Origin of the sequence: Paraoerskovia sediminicola, from assembly GCF_030296575.1 — a bacterium.
GTDB classification, from domain to species: Bacteria; Actinomycetota; Actinomycetes; order Actinomycetales; family Cellulomonadaceae; genus Paraoerskovia; species Paraoerskovia sediminicola.
On sequence record NZ_AP027729.1, the window covers coordinates 714,098 to 735,620 of the forward strand.

14 protein-coding genes and 5 pseudogenes are annotated in these 21,523 nt (G+C 73.1%); 12 read left to right on the forward strand and 7 right to left on the reverse strand.

Annotation, left to right across the window (positions count from 1 at the left end; all coding sequences use genetic code 11):
- Positions 1-133: 133 nt before the first annotated feature.
- From QUE47_RS03405 to QUE47_RS03420, 4 genes and pseudogenes are all read left to right on the forward strand, one after another.
- Positions 134-1,668, forward strand: a pseudogene (locus QUE47_RS03405) (alpha-N-arabinofuranosidase).
- A gap of 51 nt (positions 1,669-1,719) precedes the next feature.
- Positions 1,720-3,264: an arabinosylfuranosidase ArfA gene (arfA, locus tag QUE47_RS03410; protein ID WP_286218571.1), complete on the forward strand. Its 1,545-nt coding sequence runs from the start codon at positions 1,720-1,722 to the stop codon at positions 3,262-3,264.
- A 127-nt stretch (positions 3,265-3,391) separates the two neighbouring features.
- Complete coding sequence (locus QUE47_RS03415) at positions 3,392-4,393, forward strand: dienelactone hydrolase family protein (protein WP_286218572.1); 1,002 nt, start codon at positions 3,392-3,394, stop codon at positions 4,391-4,393.
- Positions 4,394-4,657: 264 nt separating this feature from the next.
- Positions 4,658-5,434, forward strand: a complete 777-nt coding sequence (locus QUE47_RS03420; RefSeq protein ID WP_286218573.1) for an ABC transporter ATP-binding protein — start codon at positions 4,658-4,660, stop codon at positions 5,432-5,434.
- A gap of 6 nt (positions 5,435-5,440) precedes the next feature.
- On the opposite strand, the gene QUE47_RS03425 is transcribed toward QUE47_RS03420, so the two are convergent.
- From QUE47_RS03425 to QUE47_RS03435, 3 genes are read right to left on the reverse strand one after another with little or no spacing between them, the layout of a single operon-like run.
- A complete protein-coding gene (locus tag QUE47_RS03425) occupies positions 5,441-7,030 on the reverse strand; it encodes a mannitol dehydrogenase family protein (RefSeq protein ID WP_286218574.1) in 1,590 nt (529 codons plus the stop codon).
- Positions 7,027-7,377 carry a substrate-binding domain-containing protein gene (locus tag QUE47_RS03430; RefSeq protein ID WP_350227722.1) on the reverse strand — a complete coding sequence of 117 codons (351 nt, stop codon included), beginning with the start codon at positions 7,375-7,377 and terminating at the stop codon, positions 7,027-7,029. Before QUE47_RS03430 ends, QUE47_RS03425 begins: the two co-directional genes overlap by 4 nt.
- A complete protein-coding gene (locus tag QUE47_RS03435; protein WP_350227666.1) occupies positions 7,299-8,078 on the reverse strand; it encodes a LacI family DNA-binding transcriptional regulator in 780 nt (259 codons plus the stop codon). The genes QUE47_RS03430 and QUE47_RS03435 overlap by 79 nt, the downstream gene beginning before the upstream one ends.
- A 117-nt stretch (positions 8,079-8,195) precedes the next feature.
- Here QUE47_RS03435 and uxaC point away from each other — a divergent pair, with 117 nt between their 5' ends.
- The 4 genes and pseudogenes from uxaC (at position 8,196) to QUE47_RS03455 (ending at position 12,588) form a co-directional block, all read left to right on the forward strand.
- A complete protein-coding gene (gene uxaC, locus QUE47_RS03440; protein WP_434019721.1) occupies positions 8,196-9,734 on the forward strand; it encodes a glucuronate isomerase in 1,539 nt (512 codons plus the stop codon).
- A gap of 170 nt (positions 9,735-9,904) precedes the next feature.
- Positions 9,905-10,567 carry a uridine kinase family protein gene (locus tag QUE47_RS03445; RefSeq protein WP_286218576.1) on the forward strand — a complete coding sequence of 221 codons (663 nt, stop codon included), beginning with the start codon at positions 9,905-9,907 and terminating at the stop codon, positions 10,565-10,567.
- A gap of 340 nt (positions 10,568-10,907) precedes the next feature.
- Positions 10,908-11,546, forward strand: a pseudogene (locus QUE47_RS03450) (NAD-dependent epimerase/dehydratase family protein); the annotation flags it as partial.
- 48 nt (positions 11,547-11,594) lie between these two features.
- A pseudogene (locus tag QUE47_RS03455) lies at positions 11,595-12,588 on the forward strand (NAD-dependent epimerase/dehydratase family protein).
- A gap of 13 nt (positions 12,589-12,601) precedes the next feature.
- Here the strand turns inward: QUE47_RS03455 and QUE47_RS03460 are convergent.
- From QUE47_RS03460 to QUE47_RS03475, 4 genes are all read right to left on the reverse strand, one after another.
- The gene (locus QUE47_RS03460) at positions 12,602-13,639 is read right to left on the reverse strand and encodes a LacI family DNA-binding transcriptional regulator (RefSeq protein WP_286218577.1); all 1,038 of its coding nucleotides are present in this window, start codon (positions 13,637-13,639) and stop codon (positions 12,602-12,604) included.
- Between the two features lie 100 nt (positions 13,640-13,739).
- Positions 13,740-14,684, reverse strand: coding sequence for a carbohydrate ABC transporter permease (locus tag QUE47_RS03465; RefSeq protein ID WP_286218578.1), 945 nt, complete (start codon positions 14,682-14,684; stop codon positions 13,740-13,742).
- Positions 14,684-15,634 (reverse strand): carbohydrate ABC transporter permease, encoded by a 951-nt coding sequence (locus QUE47_RS03470; RefSeq protein ID WP_286218579.1) that lies wholly within the window; start codon positions 15,632-15,634, stop codon positions 14,684-14,686. The genes QUE47_RS03465 and QUE47_RS03470 overlap by 1 nt, the downstream gene beginning before the upstream one ends.
- Positions 15,635-15,758: 124 nt before the next feature.
- Complete coding sequence (locus tag QUE47_RS03475) at positions 15,759-17,105, reverse strand: ABC transporter substrate-binding protein (RefSeq protein ID WP_286218580.1); 1,347 nt, start codon at positions 17,103-17,105, stop codon at positions 15,759-15,761.
- Positions 17,106-17,610: 505 nt separating this feature from the next.
- Between QUE47_RS03475 and QUE47_RS03480 the strand changes: the two are divergent.
- The 4 genes and pseudogenes from QUE47_RS03480 to QUE47_RS16530 form a co-directional block, all read left to right on the forward strand.
- Positions 17,611-18,602, forward strand: a pseudogene (locus QUE47_RS03480) (beta-galactosidase); the annotation flags it as partial.
- Between the two features lie 72 nt (positions 18,603-18,674).
- On the forward strand, positions 18,675-19,535 hold the full coding sequence (locus QUE47_RS03485) for a beta-galactosidase (RefSeq protein WP_286219374.1): 861 nt from the start codon (positions 18,675-18,677) through the stop codon (positions 19,533-19,535).
- Positions 19,536-19,583: 48 nt separating this feature from the next.
- Positions 19,584-21,256: pseudogene (locus QUE47_RS03490) on the forward strand (glycoside hydrolase family 53 protein); the annotation flags it as partial.
- A gap of 135 nt (positions 21,257-21,391) precedes the next feature.
- On the forward strand, positions 21,392-21,487 hold the full coding sequence (locus QUE47_RS16530; RefSeq protein ID WP_350227723.1) for a hypothetical protein: 96 nt from the start codon (positions 21,392-21,394) through the stop codon (positions 21,485-21,487).
- Positions 21,488-21,523 lie beyond the last annotated feature (36 nt).

The following is a 21,523-nucleotide window of genomic DNA, read 5'->3' on the forward strand; positions in this document are numbered from 1 at the left end:
CCGCGACAAGCCCCCGACCCCGCCACTGCTCCCTCCGCACCGGACGACCCGGCGCGAGCCACGCCGTCCGACACCCGGGTGGCGGACGTCCCCGACGCCCGCCACCCGGCCACCCAACCAATCCGAGGTACCCATGTCCCCCGAGACGACCCAGACCACTGCCGTCATCAACCTCGACCTGCCCGGGCCCACGATCTCGCGGCACGTGTACGGGCACTTCGCCGAGCACCTGGGCCGCTGCATCTACGGCGGCTTCTGGGTCGGTGAGGACTCCCCGTGCCGAACGTGCGGGGGATCCGCTCGGACGTCGTCGAGGCCCTGCGGGCCCTGGCGATCCCGAACCTCCGCTGGCCGGGCGGCTGCTTCGCCGACGACTACCACTGGCGCGACGGCGTCGGCCCCCGCGAGGACCGGCCCCGGGTGGTCAACTCCCACTGGGGCGACGTCGTGGAGGACAACTCGTTCGGGACCCACGAGTTCATGGACCTGTGCGAGATGCTCGGCGCAGTCGCGTACGTCAACGGCAACGTCGGGTCCGGGACCGTGCGCGAGATGAGCGAGTGGGTCGAGTACCTGACCCGCGGCGACGACTCGCCCATGGCGGCGCTGCGCCGCCAGAACGGGCGCGACGAGCCGTGGACCGTCCCGTTCTGGGGCATCGGCAACGAGGCGTGGGGGTGCGGGGGCAACATGCGCGCCGACGCCTACGCCGACCTCGCCCGCCAGTACGCGACCTACCTGCGGGACCAGGGCGGCAACACCCTGTACCGGATCGCGGCCGGCGCCCACGACGACGACTACGCGTGGACCGAGGCGCTCATGCGGTCGATGGGGTGCATCGGCTGCGGGACCGGGCCCACCGGCCCCTACCAGGCCGTGTCGCTGCACTACTACACGATGACCGGGCCCTGGGAGGACAAGGGGGACGCCACCCGGTTCGACACCGACCAGTGGTACCTGGCGCTGGCCCGCGCCCGTCACACCGACGAGCTGCTGACCCGCCACTCCACCGTCATGGACCGCTACGACCCCGACAAGCGGATGGGTCTGGTCCTGGACGAGTGGGGCACGTGGTGGAACGTCGAGGACGGCACGAACCCGGGCTTCCTGTACCAGCAGAACACCGTACGCGACGCCCTCGTGGCGTCCGTGCACCTGGACACCTTCCACCGCCACGCCGACCGCCTCGTGATGGCGAACATCGCCCAGACCGTCAACGTGCTGCAGGCCATGATCCTCACCGACCCCGACACCGGCGCCCTCGTGCTGACCCCGACCTACCACGTGTTCGAGATGGGCACCGGGCACCACGACGCCCAGAACCTCGACGTCCACCTCACCGGCGACGTGACGACCCGCGAGGTCGACGGCAAGCCCCTGCCACTGCTCTCCGCGTCGGCCTCGACGAAGGACGGCACCGCCCTGGTCTCGCTGTCCAACCTCGACGCCGACCGGGCGACGACCGTCGTGCTCGACCTGCGCGGGCGCGACGTCACCGGGCACACCGCGCGGGTCCTGACCGGACCCGCCGTGGACGCCCACAACACCCCCGACCGGCCCGACGCCGTCGCGCCCCGCCCGTGGGACGGCGTCCGACCCCACCCCCGCGGCCTCGAGGTAGACCTCCCCGCCCACGCGTACGTCACCGTCTCCCTCGACCTGGGCTGACGGCCGCACACCCCACCGACCGACCCGACCTGAACCCAGGAGCCGAACATCATGTCCAGCACGACCGCAGCACCCGCCCCCGGCGGGACCACGATCACCTTCCACCCCGAGTTCCGGGTCGGGACCGTCGACCGCCGCCTGTTCGGGTCGTTCGTCGAGCACCTCGGCCGCGCGGTCTACACCGGCGTCTACGAGCCGGGGCACGCGACGGCCGACGACCACGGGTTCCGCCAGGACGTCGTCGAGCTCACCCGCGAGCTCGGGGTCTCGATGGTCCGCTACCCCGGCGGCAACTTCGTCTCCAACTACGACTGGGAGGACGGCGTCGGCCCGGTCGAGGACCGCAAGCCGTTCCTCGACCTCGCGTGGCGAACCGTCGAGCCGAACCTCGTGGGCACCGACGAGTTCCTCCAGTACTGCGAGCGCACCGGCATCGAGCCGATGATGGCGGTCAACCTCGGGACCCGAGGGGTCGCCGCCGCGGTCGGGCTCCTCGAGTACTGCAACGGCGAGGCCGGCACCAGGTGGGCCGACATGCGCATCGCCAACGGCCGGGAGAAGCCCTACGGCGTCAAGCTGTGGTGCCTGGGCAACGAGATGGACGGCCCGTGGCAGATCGGCCACAAGGACGCCCACGAGTACGGCAAGCTCGCGGCCGAGGCCGGCAAGGCCATGAAGCTCGTCGACCCGTCGATCGAGCTCGTCGCGTGCGGGTCCTCCTCGATGTACATGCCGACGTTCGGCGAGTGGGAGCGCACGGTGCTCTCGTACACGTACGACATCGTCGACCACATCTCGATGCACGCCTACTACGAGGAGCTGAACGGGGACCGCGCCTCGTTCCTCGGCTCCGGGACCGCGATGGACCGGTTCGTCGAGCGGGTCGTGGCCTCGGCCGACGCGATCGGCGCGCAGAAGCGCTCCGACAAGAAGATCACCATCTCGTTCGACGAGTGGAACGTCTGGTACCTCGAGTCCCGGTTCCCGGGCGAGGAGAACCTGCCGATCCAGCGCGACGCCCCCCGCATCATCGAGGACGTCTACTCCGGGCTCGACGCCGTCGTCGTCGGTGACCTGCTCGTCACGCTGCTCAACCACGCCGACCGGATCCCGGTCGCCTGCCTCGCACAGCTCGTCAACGTGATCGCCCCGATCATGACGGAGCCCGGCGGCGCGGCCTGGCGTCAGACGACGTTCCACCCGTTCGCGGCGACGGCTCGCCTCGCGCAGGGCGCGGCGCTCGACCTGCGGGTCGCGTCCCCGTCGATGCCGACGACGAAGCACGGGGACGTCCCCACCGTCACGGCCGCGGGCACCGTCGACCCCGGGACCGGCGCCGTCGGCCTGTTCGTCACGAACCGCACCGACACCGAGCAGCTCGTGACCCTGCGGCACCCCGGGTGCGCGCTGCGGATCGACGGGGGCACCGCCGTCCTCGCCGACCACGAGGGCCCCCGGGAGGGCAAGGAGAGCGCGGAGTCCTACGTGCCCGTGGAGGTCGAGGCCCCCGAGCACGGCAACGGGACGATCACGCTGCGGCTCGCGCCGGAGTCGTGGACGGCGTTCAGCGGCGCCGTCGAGGCCGCCGAGGACTGAGTGCCGCGTCGAGAGTGTCCTTCGCGGGGTCCGCGGTCGCCAGGGACCCCGCGAACGACACTCTCGCCGCACCGCCCCGCGCTCCCGAGACAGGGGTCGTCCGCGCTCGATCGGTAGCGTGTCCGGCATGACGCCCGCCGCACCCGACTCGTTCGCCCCGTACGGCGCCGACGCCGTCGCGGCGCTGCGGGCGCTGCCGCCGCTCTCGCCTCCCGGTGAGCGGGCTGCGGCCGTGGCCGACGCGCTGGGCGTGCGCGACCTCGCCCCCGCGACGACCGTCCGCGAGTCCGCACCCGTGCGCCAGGGCCGGGTGGACGTCGTCCGGCTCTCGTGGGAGACCGGGTTCGGGCCGACGACGCAGGCCTGGCTGGCGACGCCGGCCGGGGCCCGCGCGGCCGACCTGCCAGGGGTCCTCGCGTTCCACGCCCACGGCGGGGTTCGCACCGTCGGTGCCCGCGTCCTCGTCGACGACGGCGAGGCCGCCGAGAGCCGTCTCGCCGAGGTCCGGGACGCCCACTACGCGGGCCGGACCCCGGTCAACGACCTCGCAGCCCGCGGGTTCGCGGTCCTGGTCCACGACGCGTTCTCCTGGGGCAGCCGGAGGCTCGACCACGCCGACGTCGCGCCCGCCGACTACGACCGCGTCTCCAACCGGCGCGAGCGCGACCTCGTGATCTGGGCGTCGCTCCTGGGCACGAGCCTCGCGGGTCTCGTCGCGCAGGACGACCTGGTGGCACTCGACGTGCTCGCGGCCCGCACCGCCGGGCCCCTCGGGGCCTTCGGCCTCTCGGGCGGCGGGGCCCGCGTCGTCCACCTCGTCGCGCTCGACGCACCGCTCGACGCGGCCGTCGCCAGCTGCGCGGTCGCACCGTGGTCGTCGATGGCCCCCACCACGCCACGCGCCACTCGAGCCTCAACCTGCCCCCGGGCCTCCCCCGCGTCGCCGACCAGCCCGACCTGCTGTGCCCAACCGGGGGTCGGACGGCGGTGCTCGCCCAGTTCGCGGCGCACGACGAGCTTTTCCCGGACGAGGGCATGCGCGCGGCGGACGCGCGGATGGCGGCGAACCGCGCCCGCGACGGCGGTGGCCGGTACGTGGGACGCCGCTACGACGCGGGGCACCTCATGACCGCCGAGATGCAGGACGACGCGTGGGACTTCCTCGCCGCGGAGATCGGCAGACCGTCCCGGCCGCCCGCCGCGCGCCCCGCCTCACCGGGGACGGCGTCCGCGGCCTGATCACGACGATCTCGCCGTTCGAGGGCGACAGCACGGTTCGCCGGCGTGCCGTAACGTCGTCCGCGGCGCACCGGTGGTCGCGCGCTCGCTGCCCCGGGGCCGCCCACCACGACCACGCGAGACCGCGCCCGACGCCAGACCAGCGAGGAGCCCCATGTCGAAGAACGCCGCCACTCTGCGCGCCACGGATCTCTGGGCGGGCGAGGGGATGCACGACGTCGTCCGCGGCGTCTCCCTCGAGCTCACCACGGGCGACGCCCCGGTGGGGATCATCGGCGAGTCGGGGGTCGGCAAGTCGACGCTGGTCCGCGCGCTGCTCGGCCTGCTGCGCCCGTCGCACGGCACGGTCACGTGGGACGGTCGCACCGCGTCGAAGCTCGGGCGTCGCGACAAGAAGGTGTTCCGCAGTCGCGTGGCGCGGGTGTCGCAGAACGGCCTCGTCGACATCGACACCCGGGACACCGTCGCCCGCGCCTTGACCCGGGCGCTCGACACCGCGCGCAAGGCCGGGCGCGCCAGCAGCCGCACGGTGCCCGAGCTCATCGACCTGGCCGCCCTCGAGCCCCGTCACGCGGAGCGCAAGATCCACTCGCTCTCGGGCGGCGAGAAGCAGCGGCTCGCGATCGCTGCCGCGCTCGCCCCGCGCCCGGACGTGCTGATCCTCGACGAGCCGCTCTCCGCCGTCGACCCCGCGATGCGCGGCGAGGTCGCGCGCCGGCTCGCCACCGTCGCCGAGACGGAAGGGACGGCGCTGCTGGTCGTCACGCACGACCTCGAGCTCGTCGAGCGGCTGTGCCCCACGGTCCACGTGCTCGCGGACGGCGAGTTCGTCGCGTCGGGCAGCCTGCGCGAGGTGTTCGCGCGCTCGGAGCACCCCTCGGTGCGCGGCCTCGCGGAGGCCGCGCCGCTCGCGGCGCAGCGCTTCCGCTAGGCCGGATCAGCCGGCGAGCTGCTCCGCGACCCGCTCGACCATCGCGTCGCGCACGTCCTCGGACAGCAGTCCGGGGAGCGACAGCAGCGCCCGGGCTGCCTCGGCCTCGACCACCTCGCCGCCGGCACCAGCGCTCGCGCTCGCACCCGCCACGGCCGCCCGCAGCTCCTGGGCCCGCGGGTCGACGAGCGGCAGCCCGTCGTCCTGCACCGCGCGCACCACGAACCGCACCCAGGCTGCGAGACCTGCGGCGACGCCGTCCGCCGACCGCCCTGCGGCGAGGCTGTCGGCGGCCACGGGCGCCCAGCGGAACGGGATCTTCTGCGACCCGTCCATGGCGACCTGGATCGTCGTGTGGCCGGTCCCGGGGTCGGCGAACCGCGCGAGGATCTCCTCCCCGTACGCCGGGAGGTCCATGCCGGGGACGTCGACGCCGGGCAGCGCGTCCTCGAACAGGTACGCGCGGGCGGCCTTCTCGATGGCGGGGTCGCGGACGGCGTCCGCGATCGTGACGTGCCCGGCGACGGCTCCCGCGTACGCAATGAGCGAGTGGGTGCCGTTGAGCATCCGCAGCTTCGCGCGCTCGTAGGGCGCCACGTCGTCGACGATCGTCGCGCCGCCGCGCTCCCACGCCGGTCGGGGTCCGGCAAAGGAGTCCTCGACGACCCACTGGAAGAACGGCTCCGCGACGACGAGGCCGTCGTCGCGGACGCCCGTCACGGCCTCGGCCCGGCGCCGGTGCTCGTCGGTGGTGGCGGGGACGATCCGGTCGACCATGCTGCACGGGAACGTCACCGAGGTGTCGAGCCAGGCCCGCAGCGCGTCGCCCTCGTCGCCGGGCAGCGCGTGCCGGACGGCGTCGCGGACCAGCGCGGCCAGCACCCGCCCGTTGTCGACCATGTTGTCGCAGGTGAGCACCGTGATCGGGGAGCCCCCTGCCCGGCGGCGGGCCGCGAGCCCGCGCACCAGCAGGCCGACGGCCGACGTGGACGGCACGGGGTCAGCACCGGCCGTCCTGCCCGTCTCCTCGTCGCGGAGCGCTGCCAGGTCCGCGCCGACGAGCGCCTGGTCGAGCCCGCCGTCCGGTCCCCGGGAGTAGCCCTTCTCGGTGACGGTCAGCGTCACGAGGTGCGTCGTCGGTGCGGCGATCGTGTCGAGCACCCGCCGGGTCTCGGTGGCGGGGTGCGCGGCGTCGACGACGGCGCCGATCACCCGCACGGAGTCCTGCTCCCCGGTCGTCAGCACGCCGTACGCGCCGCCCTGGGGTCGCAGCTGGTCGACGACGGTCCGCGAGCGCTGGGTGACGCCGAGGATCCCCCAGCGCAGGTCGACCGTGGCGTCCATCGCGTCCTGCGTGCACACCGCCTGGTGCGCACGGTGGAACGCGCCGATACCGAGGTGGACGATCCCGACACCCGTGTCGGACGGCGCGGCGACCGGCCTGCGGACCTCGTCGGGCAGCGCTGAGGTTCGGTCGAGCCGGGGCAGCGCGGGAAGCGGCGTCGCGTCGGGCTTCGCCGTGGTGGCGGTCGCGGTCGTGGCAGTCGTCGTGCCGGCGGTCGCCGTGCCGGCGGTCGCCGTGGGCGGCAGCGTCATCGTGGGCTCCGTTCAGGTGCGTCGGTGGTCGAGTCCCGCACGACGAGCTCGACGGCGAGCTCGACGTGCTCGTGGTGCAGGTCCTGCCGGGGGACGCCGCCACCTGCGGGTGCGTCACCGGCGGGGCGGGAGGCTGTGCGGCGCGCCGAGAGCAGGCCCCCGAGCAGGTCGACCGCCCGCGAGCCCATGCCGCGCAGGTCGGCGCGGCACGTGGTGAGCGGCGGCTGGGTCAGTGCCGCGACGAACGTGTCGTCGAAGCCGACGACGCTCAGGTCGTCGGGGACGGTGATGCCGCGGGCGCGGAGCCGGCGCAGCAGTCCCGTCGCGACGAGGTCGTTGAACGCGATGACGGCGGTGGCGCCGCTCGCGACCGCGAGGTCGGCGGCGGCCGCTCCCCGTCGACGTGGGGCACGTACGGACCCAGCTCGACGACCTCGACCTCGGGGTACGCGGTGCGGGCGCGCTCGACGCCGAGGTGCCGGTGGCGCTGCGACCAGGAGGCGTCAGGCCCGCCGAGCACGGCGACGCGCCGGTGCCCGAGCGCCCGCAGGTGCTCGATCGCCCGGACCGTCCCGCCGGCGTGGTCGGACGCGACCGACGTGACGCCGTCCACCAGGCGGTTCACGAGGACCGTCGGGGCGAGGGAGGCGACGGCGAGGACGTCGTCGTCCGGCACCCGCGGGGAGCACAGGATCACGCCGTCGGTCTGGCGACGGACGTTGCCGACGAGGGTGCGCTCGAGCTCGGGGTCCTCGTCGGTGTCCACGACGAAGACGGCGTAGCCGACCTCGCGGGCGCGCGCCTGGACGCCCTTGGTGATCGAGGCGAAGAAGGGGTTCTCGAGGTCGGGGACGACGAGGCCGAGGGCGCCCGTGCGTCCGGCCCGCAGTCCGCTGGCGGCTCGGTTGGGCTCGTACCCGAGCTCTGCGGCGGCGGCGACGACGCGGGCCCGGGTCGAGGCGGCGACCCGCTCGGGCGCCGCGAGCGCCCGCGAGACCGTCGAGATCGAGACGCCTGAGGCGCGCGCGACGTCGTGGACGGTGACCATCGCCGACCTCCGGGTGGTTCGTGGGCGCGCACCGGCCGGTGCGGCGGCCCGGGCTCGTGACGAACCCGGGGCTTGCAAACGATTGTAGCGGCACTGTTCCGGGGGCGCTCACAAGTCATGGAAACGATCAATGGCGTACGATGCAAACGTTCGCAGAGAAGCGCACCGACCTCGAGGAGCACCGTGACCGCACGACCCGATCCCACCGGCCCCCGCGAGCTGAGGCTGGACCCCGACCGGGCGTTCCCCGCCGAGCCGGGCGTGCGCTCGATCGCCCGCGAGATCCACGCCGCGACGGCCGACCTGCCGATCGTGGCGATGCACGGTCACGTCGAGGCGTCGCTGCTGCGGCGCGACGAGCCGTTCGACGACCCGGCCCGACTGCTCGTGACCCCGGACCACTACCTGGTGCGGATGCTCGTCTCGCAGGCGGGCGGCGCGCGCGCCGTGCCCGGCGTGACCGGTCCGCACGACCTGGGCGTGCGGTCGTCCGACCCGGCGGTCTCCCACGAGACCGACCCCCGCGAGATCTGGCGCCGCTTCTGCGCCGGGTGGCCGCTGTTCCGCGGGACGCCCACCCGGTTCTGGCTCGAGCACACCCTCGTCTCCGTGCTCGACTCGCCCCTGCGCCCGTCGGCCGAGACCGCCGACGAGATCTACGACCACCTGGTCGAGCGCCTCGCGAAGCCCGAGATGCGGCCGCGCGCGCTGTTCGAGCGGTTCGGCATCGAGATCCTGTCGACCACCGACCCGGCGCACGCGTCGCTCTCGGAGCACAAGGCCCTGGCTGCGGAAGGGTGGGGCGAGCGCGTCGTGCCGACGTTCCGACCCGACCCGCTGCTGCACGTCGACCGTCCGGGCTGGGTCGAGCAGGTGCGGCTCCTCGGCGAGGCCGCTGGGTCCCCCGTCGACACCTACCCCCAGTACCTCGACGCCCTGCGGACCCAGCGCGCCGCGTTCGTCGCCGCCGGGGCCAGGGCGACCGACCACGGCCACCTGCGCGCCGACACGACACCTCTCGACGACGTGACCGCGGGTCGCATCTTCGACGCCGCGCTGCGCCGGTCCGCCACGCGCGCCGAGGCCGAGGCGTTCTCGGCGCACATGCTCTTCCAGATGGCCGCGATGTCGTGCGAGGACGGTCTCGTGATGCAGCTGCACCCCGGCGTGCTGCGGGATCACGACCGCCAGGTGCACGACCGACTCGGCCCGGACGTCGGCTACGACATCCCGACCCCCACCGAGTACGTGCACGGGCTACGCCCGCTGCTCGAGGCGTTCGGCCACCACCCGCGGTTCCGCGTGGTGCTGTTCACGGTGGACGAGACCGTGTTCTCGCGCGAGCTCGCGCCGCTCGCCGGCGTGTACCCGGCGGTCCGGCTCGGGGCGCCCTGGTGGTTCCTCGACTCCCCCGACGCCATGCGTCGCTACCGGGAGGCCGTCACGGAGACCGCCGGGTTCTACAACACGAGCGGCTTCGTCGACGACACCCGTGCGTACTGCTCGATCCCGGCGCGCCACGACCTGGCCCGGCGCATCGACGCCGGCTACCTCGCGCGCCTGGTCGCCGAGGGCCGCCTCGAGCAGGACGAGGCGACCGAGACCGCCGTCGACCTCGCGTACCGGCTCCCGCGGGAGACGTACCCGGCGCTCTGAACGAGCGGTCGCGGTTCCAGACCCAGCGACAGACCGACCGACCGGTCCTACCCGCCACCCGAGCCCACCCACGCCCACACCCGGCCGCGCCCCGGCCAGGTCGCAGCCCGGCCGCGCGGGAGCAGGGAGGTGCGGGACGCCGTCCGGCACCTCCTGGCAAGATGTCCCGGGTGAGCGACAGCACGCCCGCGGGGCCGGACGCACCGACCGAGACGGACGCGCTGTTCGACGTCCCGCCCGGGGCGCGGACGCCCGGGACCCGGATCGTCCTCCTGACCGGCGCGTCGGGCTCCGGCAAGACGTCGCTGTGCCGACGCCTCGGGCTCCCCGTGATCGAGCTCGACGACTTCTACCGCGACCACGACCACCCGGGGATGCCCCTGCGGTTCGGGATCGTCGACTGGGACGACCCGGCGAGCTGGGACGCCGACGGCGCGCTGAGCGCGCTCGTCGAGCTGTGCGCGACGGGCGAGACCGATGTGCCCGTCTACGACATCCCGACGTCGCGGCGCACGGGCACGACCCACGTCGACGTCGCCGGGGCGCGCGTCGTCGTCGCCGAGGGGATCTTCGCGGCCGAGCTCGTGCGCCGAGCGCGCGCCGAGGGGATCCTGGCGGACGCCGTCTGCCTCGCCCGGCCGGCCGTCGTCACCGCCTGGTTCCGGTTCCTGCGCGACATGGGTGAGCGGCGCAAGCCCCCGCTCACGCTCGTGCGGCGGGGCGTGGGCCTGATGCGCGACGAGCCCCGGCTCGTGCGGGGCTGGACGGAGCGCGGCTGCCGGCCCGTCACCCCGGAGCAGGCCGAGAAGGACATCCGGGCGCTGCTCGCCTGAGCGGTGTCGGCTCCCCCGGTAGCGTCCCTCCCATGCGCATCCTCGTCACCGGAGCCCGCGGACGCGTCGGCCGGGCCGCCGTCGTCCACCTCGTCGAGCACGGCCACGAGGTGACCGCGACCGACGTGGTCCCCGTGGTCTTCAGCCCTCCCGCAGGCCCGTCCACCCCGACCTCGGTGGCGGACGACGTCCCGTACGTCCAGGCCGACCTCGCCGACGCCGGTCAGGTCTTCTCGCTGGTGGGGGCTGGGCCGAGCGCGAGGGCGGCCCCAAGCCGGGTCGCTTCGACGCCGTCGTCCACGCGGGAGCGTTCCCCGCGCCCGGGCGGCACGCGCCCGACGTCCTGTTCCGCAACAACGTCATGGGCGTCTTCAACGTCGTCGAGGCCTGCGTGCGCTGGGGCGTGCCGCGGATCGTCAACATCTCGAGCGAGACGGCGCCCGGCTTCCCGTTCGCCGAGCGGCCGACGTGGCCGCAGTACCTGCCCATCGACGAGGAGCACCCGCTCGAGCCCCAGGACCCGTACGGGCTGGGCAAGGTCGTGGGCGAGCAGATCTGCGACGCCGCCGTCCGGCGCTCCGACCTGCGGGCGATCTCGCTGCGGCCCACGTGGGTGCAGGAGGACTCGACGTACGAGCCGTTCCTCGGGCCGATCATCGCCGACCCCGACGCGCAGATGAAGAACGGCTGGTCGTACATCGACGCCCGCGACCTCGCCGAGGCGATCCGGCTCGCGGCGACCACCGACCTGCCCGGTCACGAGGTCTTCTACATCTCGGCGGCCGACACCGTCGGCGGCCGGGACCTCCACGAGTCCTGGCGTCGCGTCTTCCCCGACGCCCCGACCGAGCTGCGCGCCGTCGACCGGCCCGACGCAGGCGGGACCTCGACCGCGAAGGCCCAGCGGCTGCTCGGGTGGGCGCCGCGCCGGTCGTGGAGCGACCACCTCGACGCCGACGGACGACGCCTCGACGCCTGACCGTCGACCGTGCGGCCAGCACCACGACAGCCTGGCACGATGGCGAGCATGAACCCACAGAGCATCCTGTTCGTCGGCGGCAGCGGCATCATCAGCGCGGCGAGCGTGACCCGGGCCGTCGAGGCGGGCCACCGCGTCACGGTCCTGAACCGCGGCGCGTCGACGACGCGACCCCTGCCCGCGGAGGTCGAGACGCTGCGGGCCGACGCCGAGGACTCCGCGTCGGTCGACGCCGCGCTCGGGTCGCGGGAGTTCGACGTCGTCGCGCAGTTCCGGGCCTTCTCCCCGGTCACGTCGCCGAGGACGTCGCGCGCTTCACCGGCCGGGTCGGTCAGTACGTGTTCATCAGCTCGGCGTCGGCGTACCAGAAGCCGCCGTCGCGCCTGCCCGTGACCGAGTCGACGCCGCTGGTCAACCCGTTCTGGCAGTACTCGCGCGACAAGGCCGCGTGCGAGGACGTGCTGGTCGCGGCGCACCGCGAGGACGGGTTCCCGGCGACGATCGTGCGCCCGTCGCACACCTACGACCGCACCCTGCTGCCGACGTCCGGCGGCTGGACCGACGTGGCCCGCCTGCGCGCGGGGCGCCCCGTCGTCGTCCACGGGGACGGGACCACGCAGTGGACGCTCACCCACACCCGCGACTTCGCCGTGGGGTTCGTCGGGTTGCTCGGCCACCCTCTCGCCGTGGGCGACGCCTTCACGATCACCGGTAACCACGCGCCGACGTGGGACCAGATCTACCGCTGGCTCGCCGCGGCCGCGGGGTCGACGAGCCCGACCTGGTGCACGTCGCCTCCGAGACGATCGCGGCGGTCGACCCCGAGCTCGGTGCAGGGCTGCTCGGCGACAAGGCGCACTCGATGGTGTTCGACTGCTCGAAGCTGCGCGCCCTGGTCCCGGAGTTCGGCACGACGATCCGCTACGACCAGGCAGCCCACGAGCAGATCGCCTGGTTCGAGGCGAACCCGGAGGCCCAGCGCGTGGACCCCGGGCTCGACGCGACGTTCGACCGGCTGGTCGCGCACGCGCGCAGCATCTGACCCCGCGACCCGCTCAGGTCGAGTCGCGCACCACGAGCGACGTCTGCAGCGTGATCGCCGCCGGGTCCTGCCCGTCGATCACGTCGAGCAGCAGCCGCACCATCTCCGAGCTGATCCGCTCGAACGGCTGCCGCATCGTCGTCAGCGCAGGGTGCAGCGACCCCGCGACGCCGGAGTCGTCGAACCCGCCGACGGCGACGTCCTCGGGCACGCGCCGTCCGGCCGCGAGGAGCGCGACGAGCGCACCGGCGGCCATGAGGTCGGACCCGACGAACACGGCATCGAGGTCCGGCCGGCGCTCGAGGAGCTCCGCCATCGCCCGCCGCCCGCTGTCGCGCGAGTAGTCGCCGTGCGCGACGAGCGACTCGTCGTACAGGTCGCCGAGCTCCTCCCGGAACCCCTGCAGCCGCAGCGTCCCGCCGGGGGTGTCGAGCGGGCCCGTGATCATCGCGACGCGCCGCCGCCCGGAGTCGAGCAGGTGCCGCGTCATCGTGCGCCCGCCGCCGAGGTCGTCGGCCGCGACGAACCCGACCTTGCCCTCGAACCCGAGCGGGACCCCGACGGCGACGGTCGGGACGTCGTGCTTGAGCAGCTCGCCGACCATCGGGTTGTCCTGGTGCGAGCTGATCAGCAGGACGCCGTCGACGTGCCCCGCGGCGACGTACGCGCCGATGCGGCGACGCTCCTGCGGGGTGCCCGCCACCATGAGCAGCAGCGGCATCTCGCGCTTCGCGAGCTCCTCGGCGGCCCCACGCAGCAGGACCGAGAAGTTCGGGTCGTCGAACAGCAGGTGGTGCGGCTCGGTGAGCAGGAACGCGATCGAGTTGGACCGCCCCGTCACCAGGCTGCGCGCGTGCTGGTTCGCCGAGTACCCCGTGCTGCGGATCGCCTCGTTGACCGCCGCGAGCGCGTCGGGCGAGACCCAGTGGCCGCCGTTGATGACCCGGGAGACCGTGCCGCGGGAGACCCCGGCGGCGGCAGCGACGTCCCTGATGGTCGGACGACGGCGCGCACCTCGCGCCTGCTCGCCCCGCTCCGCCGTCGGCTCCACGGGACGCGAGTCTACGGACACGTCGCACCTGCCGCGTCGCGACGGGGCCCCCGGGAGCGCCGCGCGCGTCGGCCCTCCGCGGGTGGGCAGGTCCTGCCGGTCACGCCTTCACACCGCCTGCCGCCAGGTCGACCTGCCAGAACCGCTGGAGCAGGAGGAACAGCCCGACGAGCGGGATGATCGACAGCAGGGCTCCGGTGATGACGAGCGTGTAGAGCGCGGGCTGCGACGCACCCTGGTTGAGCAGCCCGGAGAGGCCGACCGTGAGCGGGAACAGCTTGTCGTCGCCGAGCATGATGTACGGGAGCATGAAGTTGTTCCAGATCGCGACGAACTGGAAGAGGAACACCGTGACGAGCCCGGGCAGCATCATGGGCACCGCGATGGCGGCGAAGGTCCGCGCCTCGCTCGCACCGTCGGTGCGGGCGGCCTCGACGATCTCGTCGGGCACCGACGCGGCCGCGTAGATGCGCGCGAGGTAGATGCCGTAGGGGCTGATGATGCTGGGCAGCAGCACCGACCAGTAGGTGTTGGTCAGCCCGATCTGGGCGAGCAGGAGGTACTGCGGGATCGCGAGCACGACCCCGGGCACCAGCACGCCGGCGAGGAGCAGGTTGAACACGACCGTCTTGCCGCGGAACCGGTACTTGGCCAGGGCGTACCCCGCCATCGCGGAGACGATCACCGACAGCGCGGCGCCGACGCCGGCGTAGATCGCGGTGTTGAGCATCCAGCGCCAGAACAGCCCGTCGCGGTACGCGTTGAGGTCGCCGACGTTGTCGAGCAGGTGCGTCGACGGCGCGAAGGTGAAGGTCGAGAAGAGCTCACCGCCCGACTTCGTGGAGGCGACGACCACCCAGAGCACGGGCAGCAGGCAGTAGGCGGCGCCGAGGAGCAGGATCCCCGTGCTGACCGCGGACGGGCGCTCGCCCACCCCGCGGTCGGCCTTGCGGCCGGGACGGGGGCTGGTCGGGCGGCGCGTGCCCGACGAGGCGGCGGGGCGGGAGCCCGCGCGCGGAGCGCTGGTGGGGGCGTGGGTGGTCATCACTTCTCCTGACCGAAGGCGCGGCTCTGCACGAGGCGCAGGAACCCGAACGAGAGCACGAACGTCGCGAGCGCGATGATCACCGAGGTCGCGGCGGCCGAGTAGAGGTCGCCGCGGACGAACGCGTCGCGGTAGACCTTCATCAGCGGGGTCCACGTGCTCGAGATGGTGTTGGACAGGGGCTTGAGCGTCGTCGGCTCGGCGAACACCTGGAGCGTCGCGATCATCGAGAAGACGGACGTCATGATGATCGACGGCACCACGATGGGGATCTTGATGCGCAGCGCGATCCCCTTCTGCGTGCACCCGTCCAGCTCCGCGGCCTCGTAGAGCTCGCTCGGGATCGCCTTGAGAGCTGTGTAGATGACGACCATGTTGAACCCGGTGCCGCCCCAGACCGCGATGTTCGCCACGGCGAACATGACGAGGTCGGACGAGAACAGCGAGGGGACGTCCCAGCCGAGCTGGTCGAAGACGTAATAGAAGGGGCTGACGCCCGGGAGGTAGAGGAACCCCCACAGGAGCGACGAGATGACCGCGGGGACGGCGTACGGCAGGAAGATCGAGATCCTCGAGAAGCCTCGGGCGCGCGTGCGCCGCGAGTCGAGCAGCAGCGCGAACAGCAGCGCGAGGCCGAGCATCGTCGGCACGACGAGCAGGCCGTAGATGCCGACGCGCCCGACGGACGCGAGGAACTCGGGGTCGGCGAGCGACTGTGCGTAGTTGGAGAAGCCGTTCCACACCTCGGTGCGCGAGTCCGCCCCGAGCCCGAGCCCGCTGACCTGCTCGGTGCGGAAGCTCATGTACACGGAGTAGAGGATCGGCAGCGCGAGGAAGACGACGAACAGCGCGATCGCGGGCGAGAGGAATGCCCAGGGCGCGAGGCGCCGTCTGGTCCGGCGGGCCGGTCTGGTCGTGCCGGTGCGCGGCGGCGACGTCGTGGTGGTCACAGGGGCTCCTGGGTCGGGCGAGCGGTTCGTTCGTGGTCGGTGCGGTGGCACCGGTCGGTCGCAGGCGTGTCCTGTGCCCGACGGCGGCCGGCCGCCCGGGTGGTCCGGGCGGCCGGCTGGTGGGTCACTCCGAGACGTTGAACCCGGAGTTCTTCAGGTCGTCGAGCGTGGTCGACTGCATGGTGTCGACCGCGTCGAGGAACTCGGCCTGCGACTTCGACTCGGCGGCCTTGCCGAACGCGTCGTTGTACGCGGAGAACGCGACGTTGACGTTGGGTCCGTACGTGAAGCTCCCGGCCGTGTCGGCGATCTCACCGGCGAGCTCGTAGAAGTTCTCCTGGTTGGAGAAGAACGCCGGGGGCTCGGCCAGCGCCTCGGCCTGCGCCGGGGTGTAGGCCGGGTAGATGCCGGCCTCCTTCACGAGGGCGTTCACGGCCTCCTGGTCGGTGTTGAGCCAGGTGATGAACTCTGCGGCCTGCTCCGGGTGCTCCGACTGCGTCGTGACACCGGTGGCCGAGCCGCCCCAGTTGCCGGTCGCGGGCGCCGAGGCGTCCCACTGCGGCATGGCGGCCATCTCCCACGTGCCGGCGGTGTCGGGCGCGTTGCCCTCGAGGACGCCGGGCGCCCAGACGGCCGAGAGCCACCCGATCTGGGTGCCGTCGTTGAGGGCTGCGTTCCATTCCGGCGTGTACATCGGCTTGTTGTCGATGACGCCCTCCTCGACGAGGCCACCCCAGTAGTCGGCGACCTTCTTGGTGGCCTCGCTGTCGATGTCGACGCTCCAGGCGTCGCCGTCGATGCCCCACCACGAGGCGCCGGCCTGCTGCGAGAGCCCGGTGAACCAGCCCGCGTCGGTGGCGGAGAAGGTGCCGAGGTACATGTCCGAGTCAGCCTCGTTGACGGTGCGCGCCGCGTCGGCGAACTCCTCCCACGTCGTCGGGACGTCGAGCCCGAGCTCCTCGAACACGTCGGCGCGGTAGTAGAACTCCATCGGGCCGGAGTCCTGCGGGACGGCGTAGACGGCGTCCGACCCGAGGGTCACCCCGTTCCACACGCCCTCCGGGAAGCCGGAGGCGACGTCGTCGCCGACGTTCCCGGCGATGTCCGCGAGCGCGTCGGACGACACGAGCGTCGGGATCTTCTGGTACTCGGCCTGCATGATGTCGGGCGCGCCGCTGCCGGCCTTGATCGCGGTGAGGAGCTTCGTGACCGCAGGGTCGCCGCCGTCCTGCTTGTTGACCGTGACCTGGATGTCGGGGTTCTCGGCGTTCCAGAGGTCGACGACCTTCTCCATGTTCGGGGCCCAGGTCCAGAACGTGAGGTCGACCGGACCCGCTGCAGCGGTGTCGCCGGAGTCGCCGGCATCCCCCGAACCCGCGCTGTCGCCGGCGTCGGAGCTGCTGCACCCGGCAGCAAGAAGTGCGGTGGTCGCGAGCAGTGCCGCGACCTTCGTGCCTGTGGTCAGGCGCATGTGTCCTCCTCGTCAAGGAACCATCGCGCCGTCGCGGATGGTTGCGGGTCGAGACGAGGCAGAACGCCCCGTCGAGACTGTGCACGGTCACAGTAGCCGCACACTGTGCGGTCTTGTCAAGACTTGTGATCGTGGTGTTACCTAGGGCTAGTGCGGTTTCACAGACTGGGATCGTGCACAGCGAAGTGTTCGAGGAGTCCACATGAACCCCATCCACGCCGTCCGGCCCGATGCCGGTCCGAGCACCCTTGCCGCCCCCCGAGACCCGGACGCCGGTGATCACGCTGCCGGCGGTTCCGTCGACGGCGTCGGCGCTCCCGGCGACCACGGTGCTGCCACGACTGCCACGACTGGCGCAGCCGCCCGGACCACCGCGATGCCCACGCAGGCGGCCCCCGGCCCCGCGTTCGACGGCTGGCTGCCCGGCATCGACGCCCTCTGCTACGGCGGCGACTACAACCCCGAGCAGTGGCCGGAGGAGGTGTGGGCCGAGGACGTCGCGCTCATGCGCGACGCCGGCGTGAACCTCGTGAGCATCGGGATCTTCAGCTGGGCGCTCCTCGAGCCGCGCGAGGGCGAGTTCGACTTCGGCTGGCTCGACCGGCTCTTCGACCTGCTGCACGCGAACGGCATCCGCGTCGACCTCGGGACACCCACCGCGTCCCCGCCGGCATGGTTCTTCCACACGTACCCCGACGCGCGGGTGGTCGCGCGGGACGGCACTGTCCTCGGCTTCGGGTCCCGCGGCATGGCGTGCCCGAGCTCCCCGACTACCGCCGCGCCGCCGTCCGGATCACGACCGAGCTGGCCCGCCGGTACGGCTCGCACCCCGCCCTCGCGCTGTGGCACGTGCACAACGAGTACGGCGCCCCCGTCTCGGACGACTACTCCCCCACGAGCGCCGCCGCGTTCCGCACCTGGTTGGCCGACCGCTACGGCGATCTCGACGGCGTCAACCGGGCCTGGGGCACGCGGTTCTGGGGACAGGTCTACGGCGCGTGGGAGCACGTCGACGTCCCTGCGGTCGCGCCGTCGGTCGTGAACCCGGCGCAGCGCCTCGACTTCGCCCGCTTCACGAACGACGCGCTGCTGGCGTGCTTCGTCGCGGAGCGCGACGCGATCCGCGCCCACTCGACGGTGCCCGTGACGACCAACTTCATGGCCGCCTCCTGCCCGTCGACCGACCTGTGGGCGTGGGGTCGCGAGGTCGACATCGTCTCGAACGACCACTACCTCGACGCCGCGGACCCCCGTAACGAGGTCACGCTGGCGCTGGCCGCCGACCTCACGCGCTCCGTCGCCGGCGGCAAGCCGTGGCTGCTGCTCGAGCACTCGACGTCGGGGGTCAACTGGCAGCCCCGCAACGTCGCCAAGCGGGCGGGTGAGATGGCCCGCAACGCCTTCTCGCACCTGGGCCGCGGCGCCGACGCGATCATGTTCTTCCAGTGGCGGGCCTCGCGCTCGGGCGCCGAGAAGTTCCACTCCGCGATGCTCCCGCACGCCGGGACGAGCTCGCGGGTGTGGCGGGAGGTCGTCGAGCTCGGTGGCGCTCTCGCGGGCCTGGACGAGATGCGCGGCAGCCGCGTCCGGGCCGACGTCGCGATCCTCTGGGACTACGAGTCCTTCTGGGCGCAGGACCTCGAGTGGCGGCCCAGCGAGGACGTCTCGCACCGCGAGCGCATCGAGGCGTTCTACGACCGGTTCTGGCGCGACGGCCTCACCGTCGACATGGCGCACCCGGGCCAGGACCTGTCCGGGTACCGACTCGTCGTCGCACCGGCGTCGTACCTCCTGACCGCGGACGACGCGGCGAACCTCACCGCGTACGTCGCGGGCGGCGGCACCCTGGTCACCTCGTTCTTCTCGGCGGTCGTCGACGAGCACGACGCCGTCCACCCCGGAGGGTTCGTCGCGCCCCTGCGCGACGCCCTCGGGCTCACGGTCGAGGAGTTCCTGCCGCTGCGCGAGGGCGAGCAGGTGCGGGTCTCGCTCGACGACCGCGTGTTCGGCACGGCTCGCACCGAGATCGTCGCGGACGTGTGGGCGGACGACGTCGCGCTTGCCGGGGCGGAGGTCGTCGCCGGGTACGTGGACGGGCCGGCCGCGGGCGGACCCGCCGTCACCCGCAACGCCCACGGCGCCGGGACCGGCTGGTACGTCTCGACCCGGGTCGACGTGGACGCGCTCGCCACGCTCCTGGCGCCGGTGTACGCCAAGGCCGGGATCACGCCGTCCGACACCCCCGAGGGGCTCGAGGTCGTGGTGCGCCACGGCGACGACGCGAGCTACACGGTGGCGATCAACCACCTCGGGACCCGCGCCACCCTCGGGACGCACGGGACGGACCTGCTCACCAACGAGACCGCCGACGGGTTCGAGGTCCCCGCGGGCGGGGTGCGGGTGGTCCGCACGCCGAACCCGAGCCACTAGCACGACGCACCCGCCGACCGCGGGTGACGCACACGTCAAGGAGGACGTATGAGGAGCACACGACGGATCACGATCGCGGCCGGGGCGCTCGCCGCTCTGGCGGTCGCACTGCCCGGCGCCGCGCTCGCGGCACCCGGGGACGGGGAGCTCGTGAACCCCGGCTTCGAGGACGGGCTGTCCGGTTGGACGGTCTCGAGCACGACCGGGGACGACGCCGCGGCGAAGGTCGAGGGCGACGGCCACGAGGCGTCGTCCGGCCGGCTCACGCACTGGGCCGACGAGGACTACGCGGTGACCACGAGCCAGTCCCTCGACGGGCTCGCCACCGGCTGGTGGACCGCGAGCGCGTGGGTCAAGTCAGGCGGCGCCCTCGACGCGACGCGCCTCGCGCTCACGGGGTGCGGGGTCGACGACTCGACCACCACACCCATCACCGAGCAGGACGACCGGTGGGTGCGTCTCGCGGTCTCCGCCTACGTCACCGACGGCGACTGCACGCTCTCGGTCGCGACCGACGGCGCGGCCGGCGCCTGGGCAACCATCGACGACGTCGTCCTGGAGCGGGGGCGCGTCACGCGTGAGGTGCGGGGCGGCGACCTGTCCGGCGTCGCGAAGAACGAGGACGTCGGCGCGACGTACGCCGACGCCGACGGGGCGCCTGGTGACCCGTACGAGATCCTCGCGGACGCGGGCATGAACCTCGGCCGTCTGAAGGTGTGGGTCGACCCGGCCGACGGGTACAACGAGATCACGCACGTGGTCGAGTCCGCGCGACGGATCACCGACGCGGGCATGGATCTCATGGTCGACTTCCACTACTCCGACCGGTGGACCGATCCCGGGGCGCAGGAGCCCCCGCCGCGTGGGCCGCCGACGCCGAGGCGTCCGACGACCCGACCGGCGTCATCGCCCAGCACGTGTACGAGCACACGCACGAGGTGCTCAGCGCCCTCGCCGACGCGGGGATCACCGCCGACTACGTGCAGGTGGGCAACGAGATCAACCCGGGCATGATGGCGCCCTACGGCCAGACCTGGAGTTTCGCCGACGACTCCGGGGCCCACTGGGACGACCTCGCCGCGTTCCTCACCGCCGGGTACGACGCGGTCAAGGACGTCGACGCGAGCACGCAGACGATCCTGCACCTCACGAACATCAACAACGGGATCGGCTCGCTGACCTGGTGGTTCGACGAGGTGACCGCGCGCGACGTGCCGTTCGACGTCGTCGGGCTCTCCTACTACGGCTACTGGCACGGCAGCCTCGGCGACCTGCAGGACGCCGTGACCACGCTCTCGGACCGCTACGACCGCGACGTCGTGGTCGTCGAGACCGCCTACCCGTTCACGCTCGAGGACGACACGGACTCCTCCTGGGAGAACGTCATCGACCGCGAGAGCGAGCTCGTCCAGGGGTACCCGGCGACGATCGCAGGACAGGCCGCAGCCCTGCGCGCGGTGCAGGACACGGTCGCGTCGGCCCCCGGCGGCCGCGGGATCGGCTCCGTCTACTGGGAGCCGGCCTGGACCGATGCCGCAGGCAACGGCTGGGACCCCGAGGACCCGACGTCGGGCAACGCGTGGGAGAACCAGGCGCTGTTCGACTTCGACGGACAGCTCCTCGCCGGCGCCTCCGAGCTCGCCCCGGACGCCGCCGACTCCGCCTGGTCGAGGGCCGCGGTCTACGACACGGGTGACGTCGTCCTGCACGACGGCGCGGCCTACCGGGCGGGTTGGTGGACGTCCGGCGACGTGCCCGGCGCCTCGCCCTGGTCGGCGTGGCAGTCCGTCGCCGAGTCGGACGACGAGGGGTCCGCGGCCTGGTCCACGACGACCGTGTACGACACCGGTGACGTCGTGTCCTTCGACGGTGCGTACTGGACCGCGAGATGGTGGACGAGGAACCAGCAGCCCGGCTCGACGCCGTACGGCCCCTGGGTGCGGACGCCGTAGCTCCTCGTCGCCCTCCCTCCCCGCCGACCCGCACAC

What these genes read in the sequence shown, in the direction of transcription:
- arfA (WP_286218571.1), top strand. Translation starts at nt 1,720, where the DNA reads ATGTCCAGCACGACCGCAGCACCCGCCCCCGGCGGGACCACGATCACC.
- QUE47_RS03415 (WP_286218572.1), top strand. Translation starts at nt 3,392, where the DNA reads ATGACGCCCGCCGCACCCGACTCGTTCGCCCCGTACGGCGCCGACGCC.
- QUE47_RS03420 (WP_286218573.1), top strand. Translation starts at nt 4,658, where the DNA reads ATGTCGAAGAACGCCGCCACTCTGCGCGCCACGGATCTCTGGGCGGGC.
- QUE47_RS03425 (WP_286218574.1), bottom strand. Translation starts at nt 7,030, where the DNA reads ATGACGCTGCCGCCCACGGCGACCGCCGGCACGGCGACCGCCGGCACG.
- QUE47_RS03435 (WP_350227666.1), bottom strand. Translation starts at nt 8,078, where the DNA reads ATGGTCACCGTCCACGACGTCGCGCGCGCCTCAGGCGTCTCGATCTCG.
- uxaC (WP_434019721.1), top strand. Translation starts at nt 8,196, where the DNA reads ATGGAAACGATCAATGGCGTACGATGCAAACGTTCGCAGAGAAGCGCA.
- QUE47_RS03465 (WP_286218578.1), bottom strand. Translation starts at nt 14,684, where the DNA reads ATGACCACCCACGCCCCCACCAGCGCTCCGCGCGCGGGCTCCCGCCCC.
- QUE47_RS03475 (WP_286218580.1), bottom strand. Translation starts at nt 17,105, where the DNA reads ATGCGCCTGACCACAGGCACGAAGGTCGCGGCACTGCTCGCGACCACC.
- QUE47_RS03485 (WP_286219374.1), top strand. Translation starts at nt 18,675, where the DNA reads ATGCGCGGCAGCCGCGTCCGGGCCGACGTCGCGATCCTCTGGGACTAC.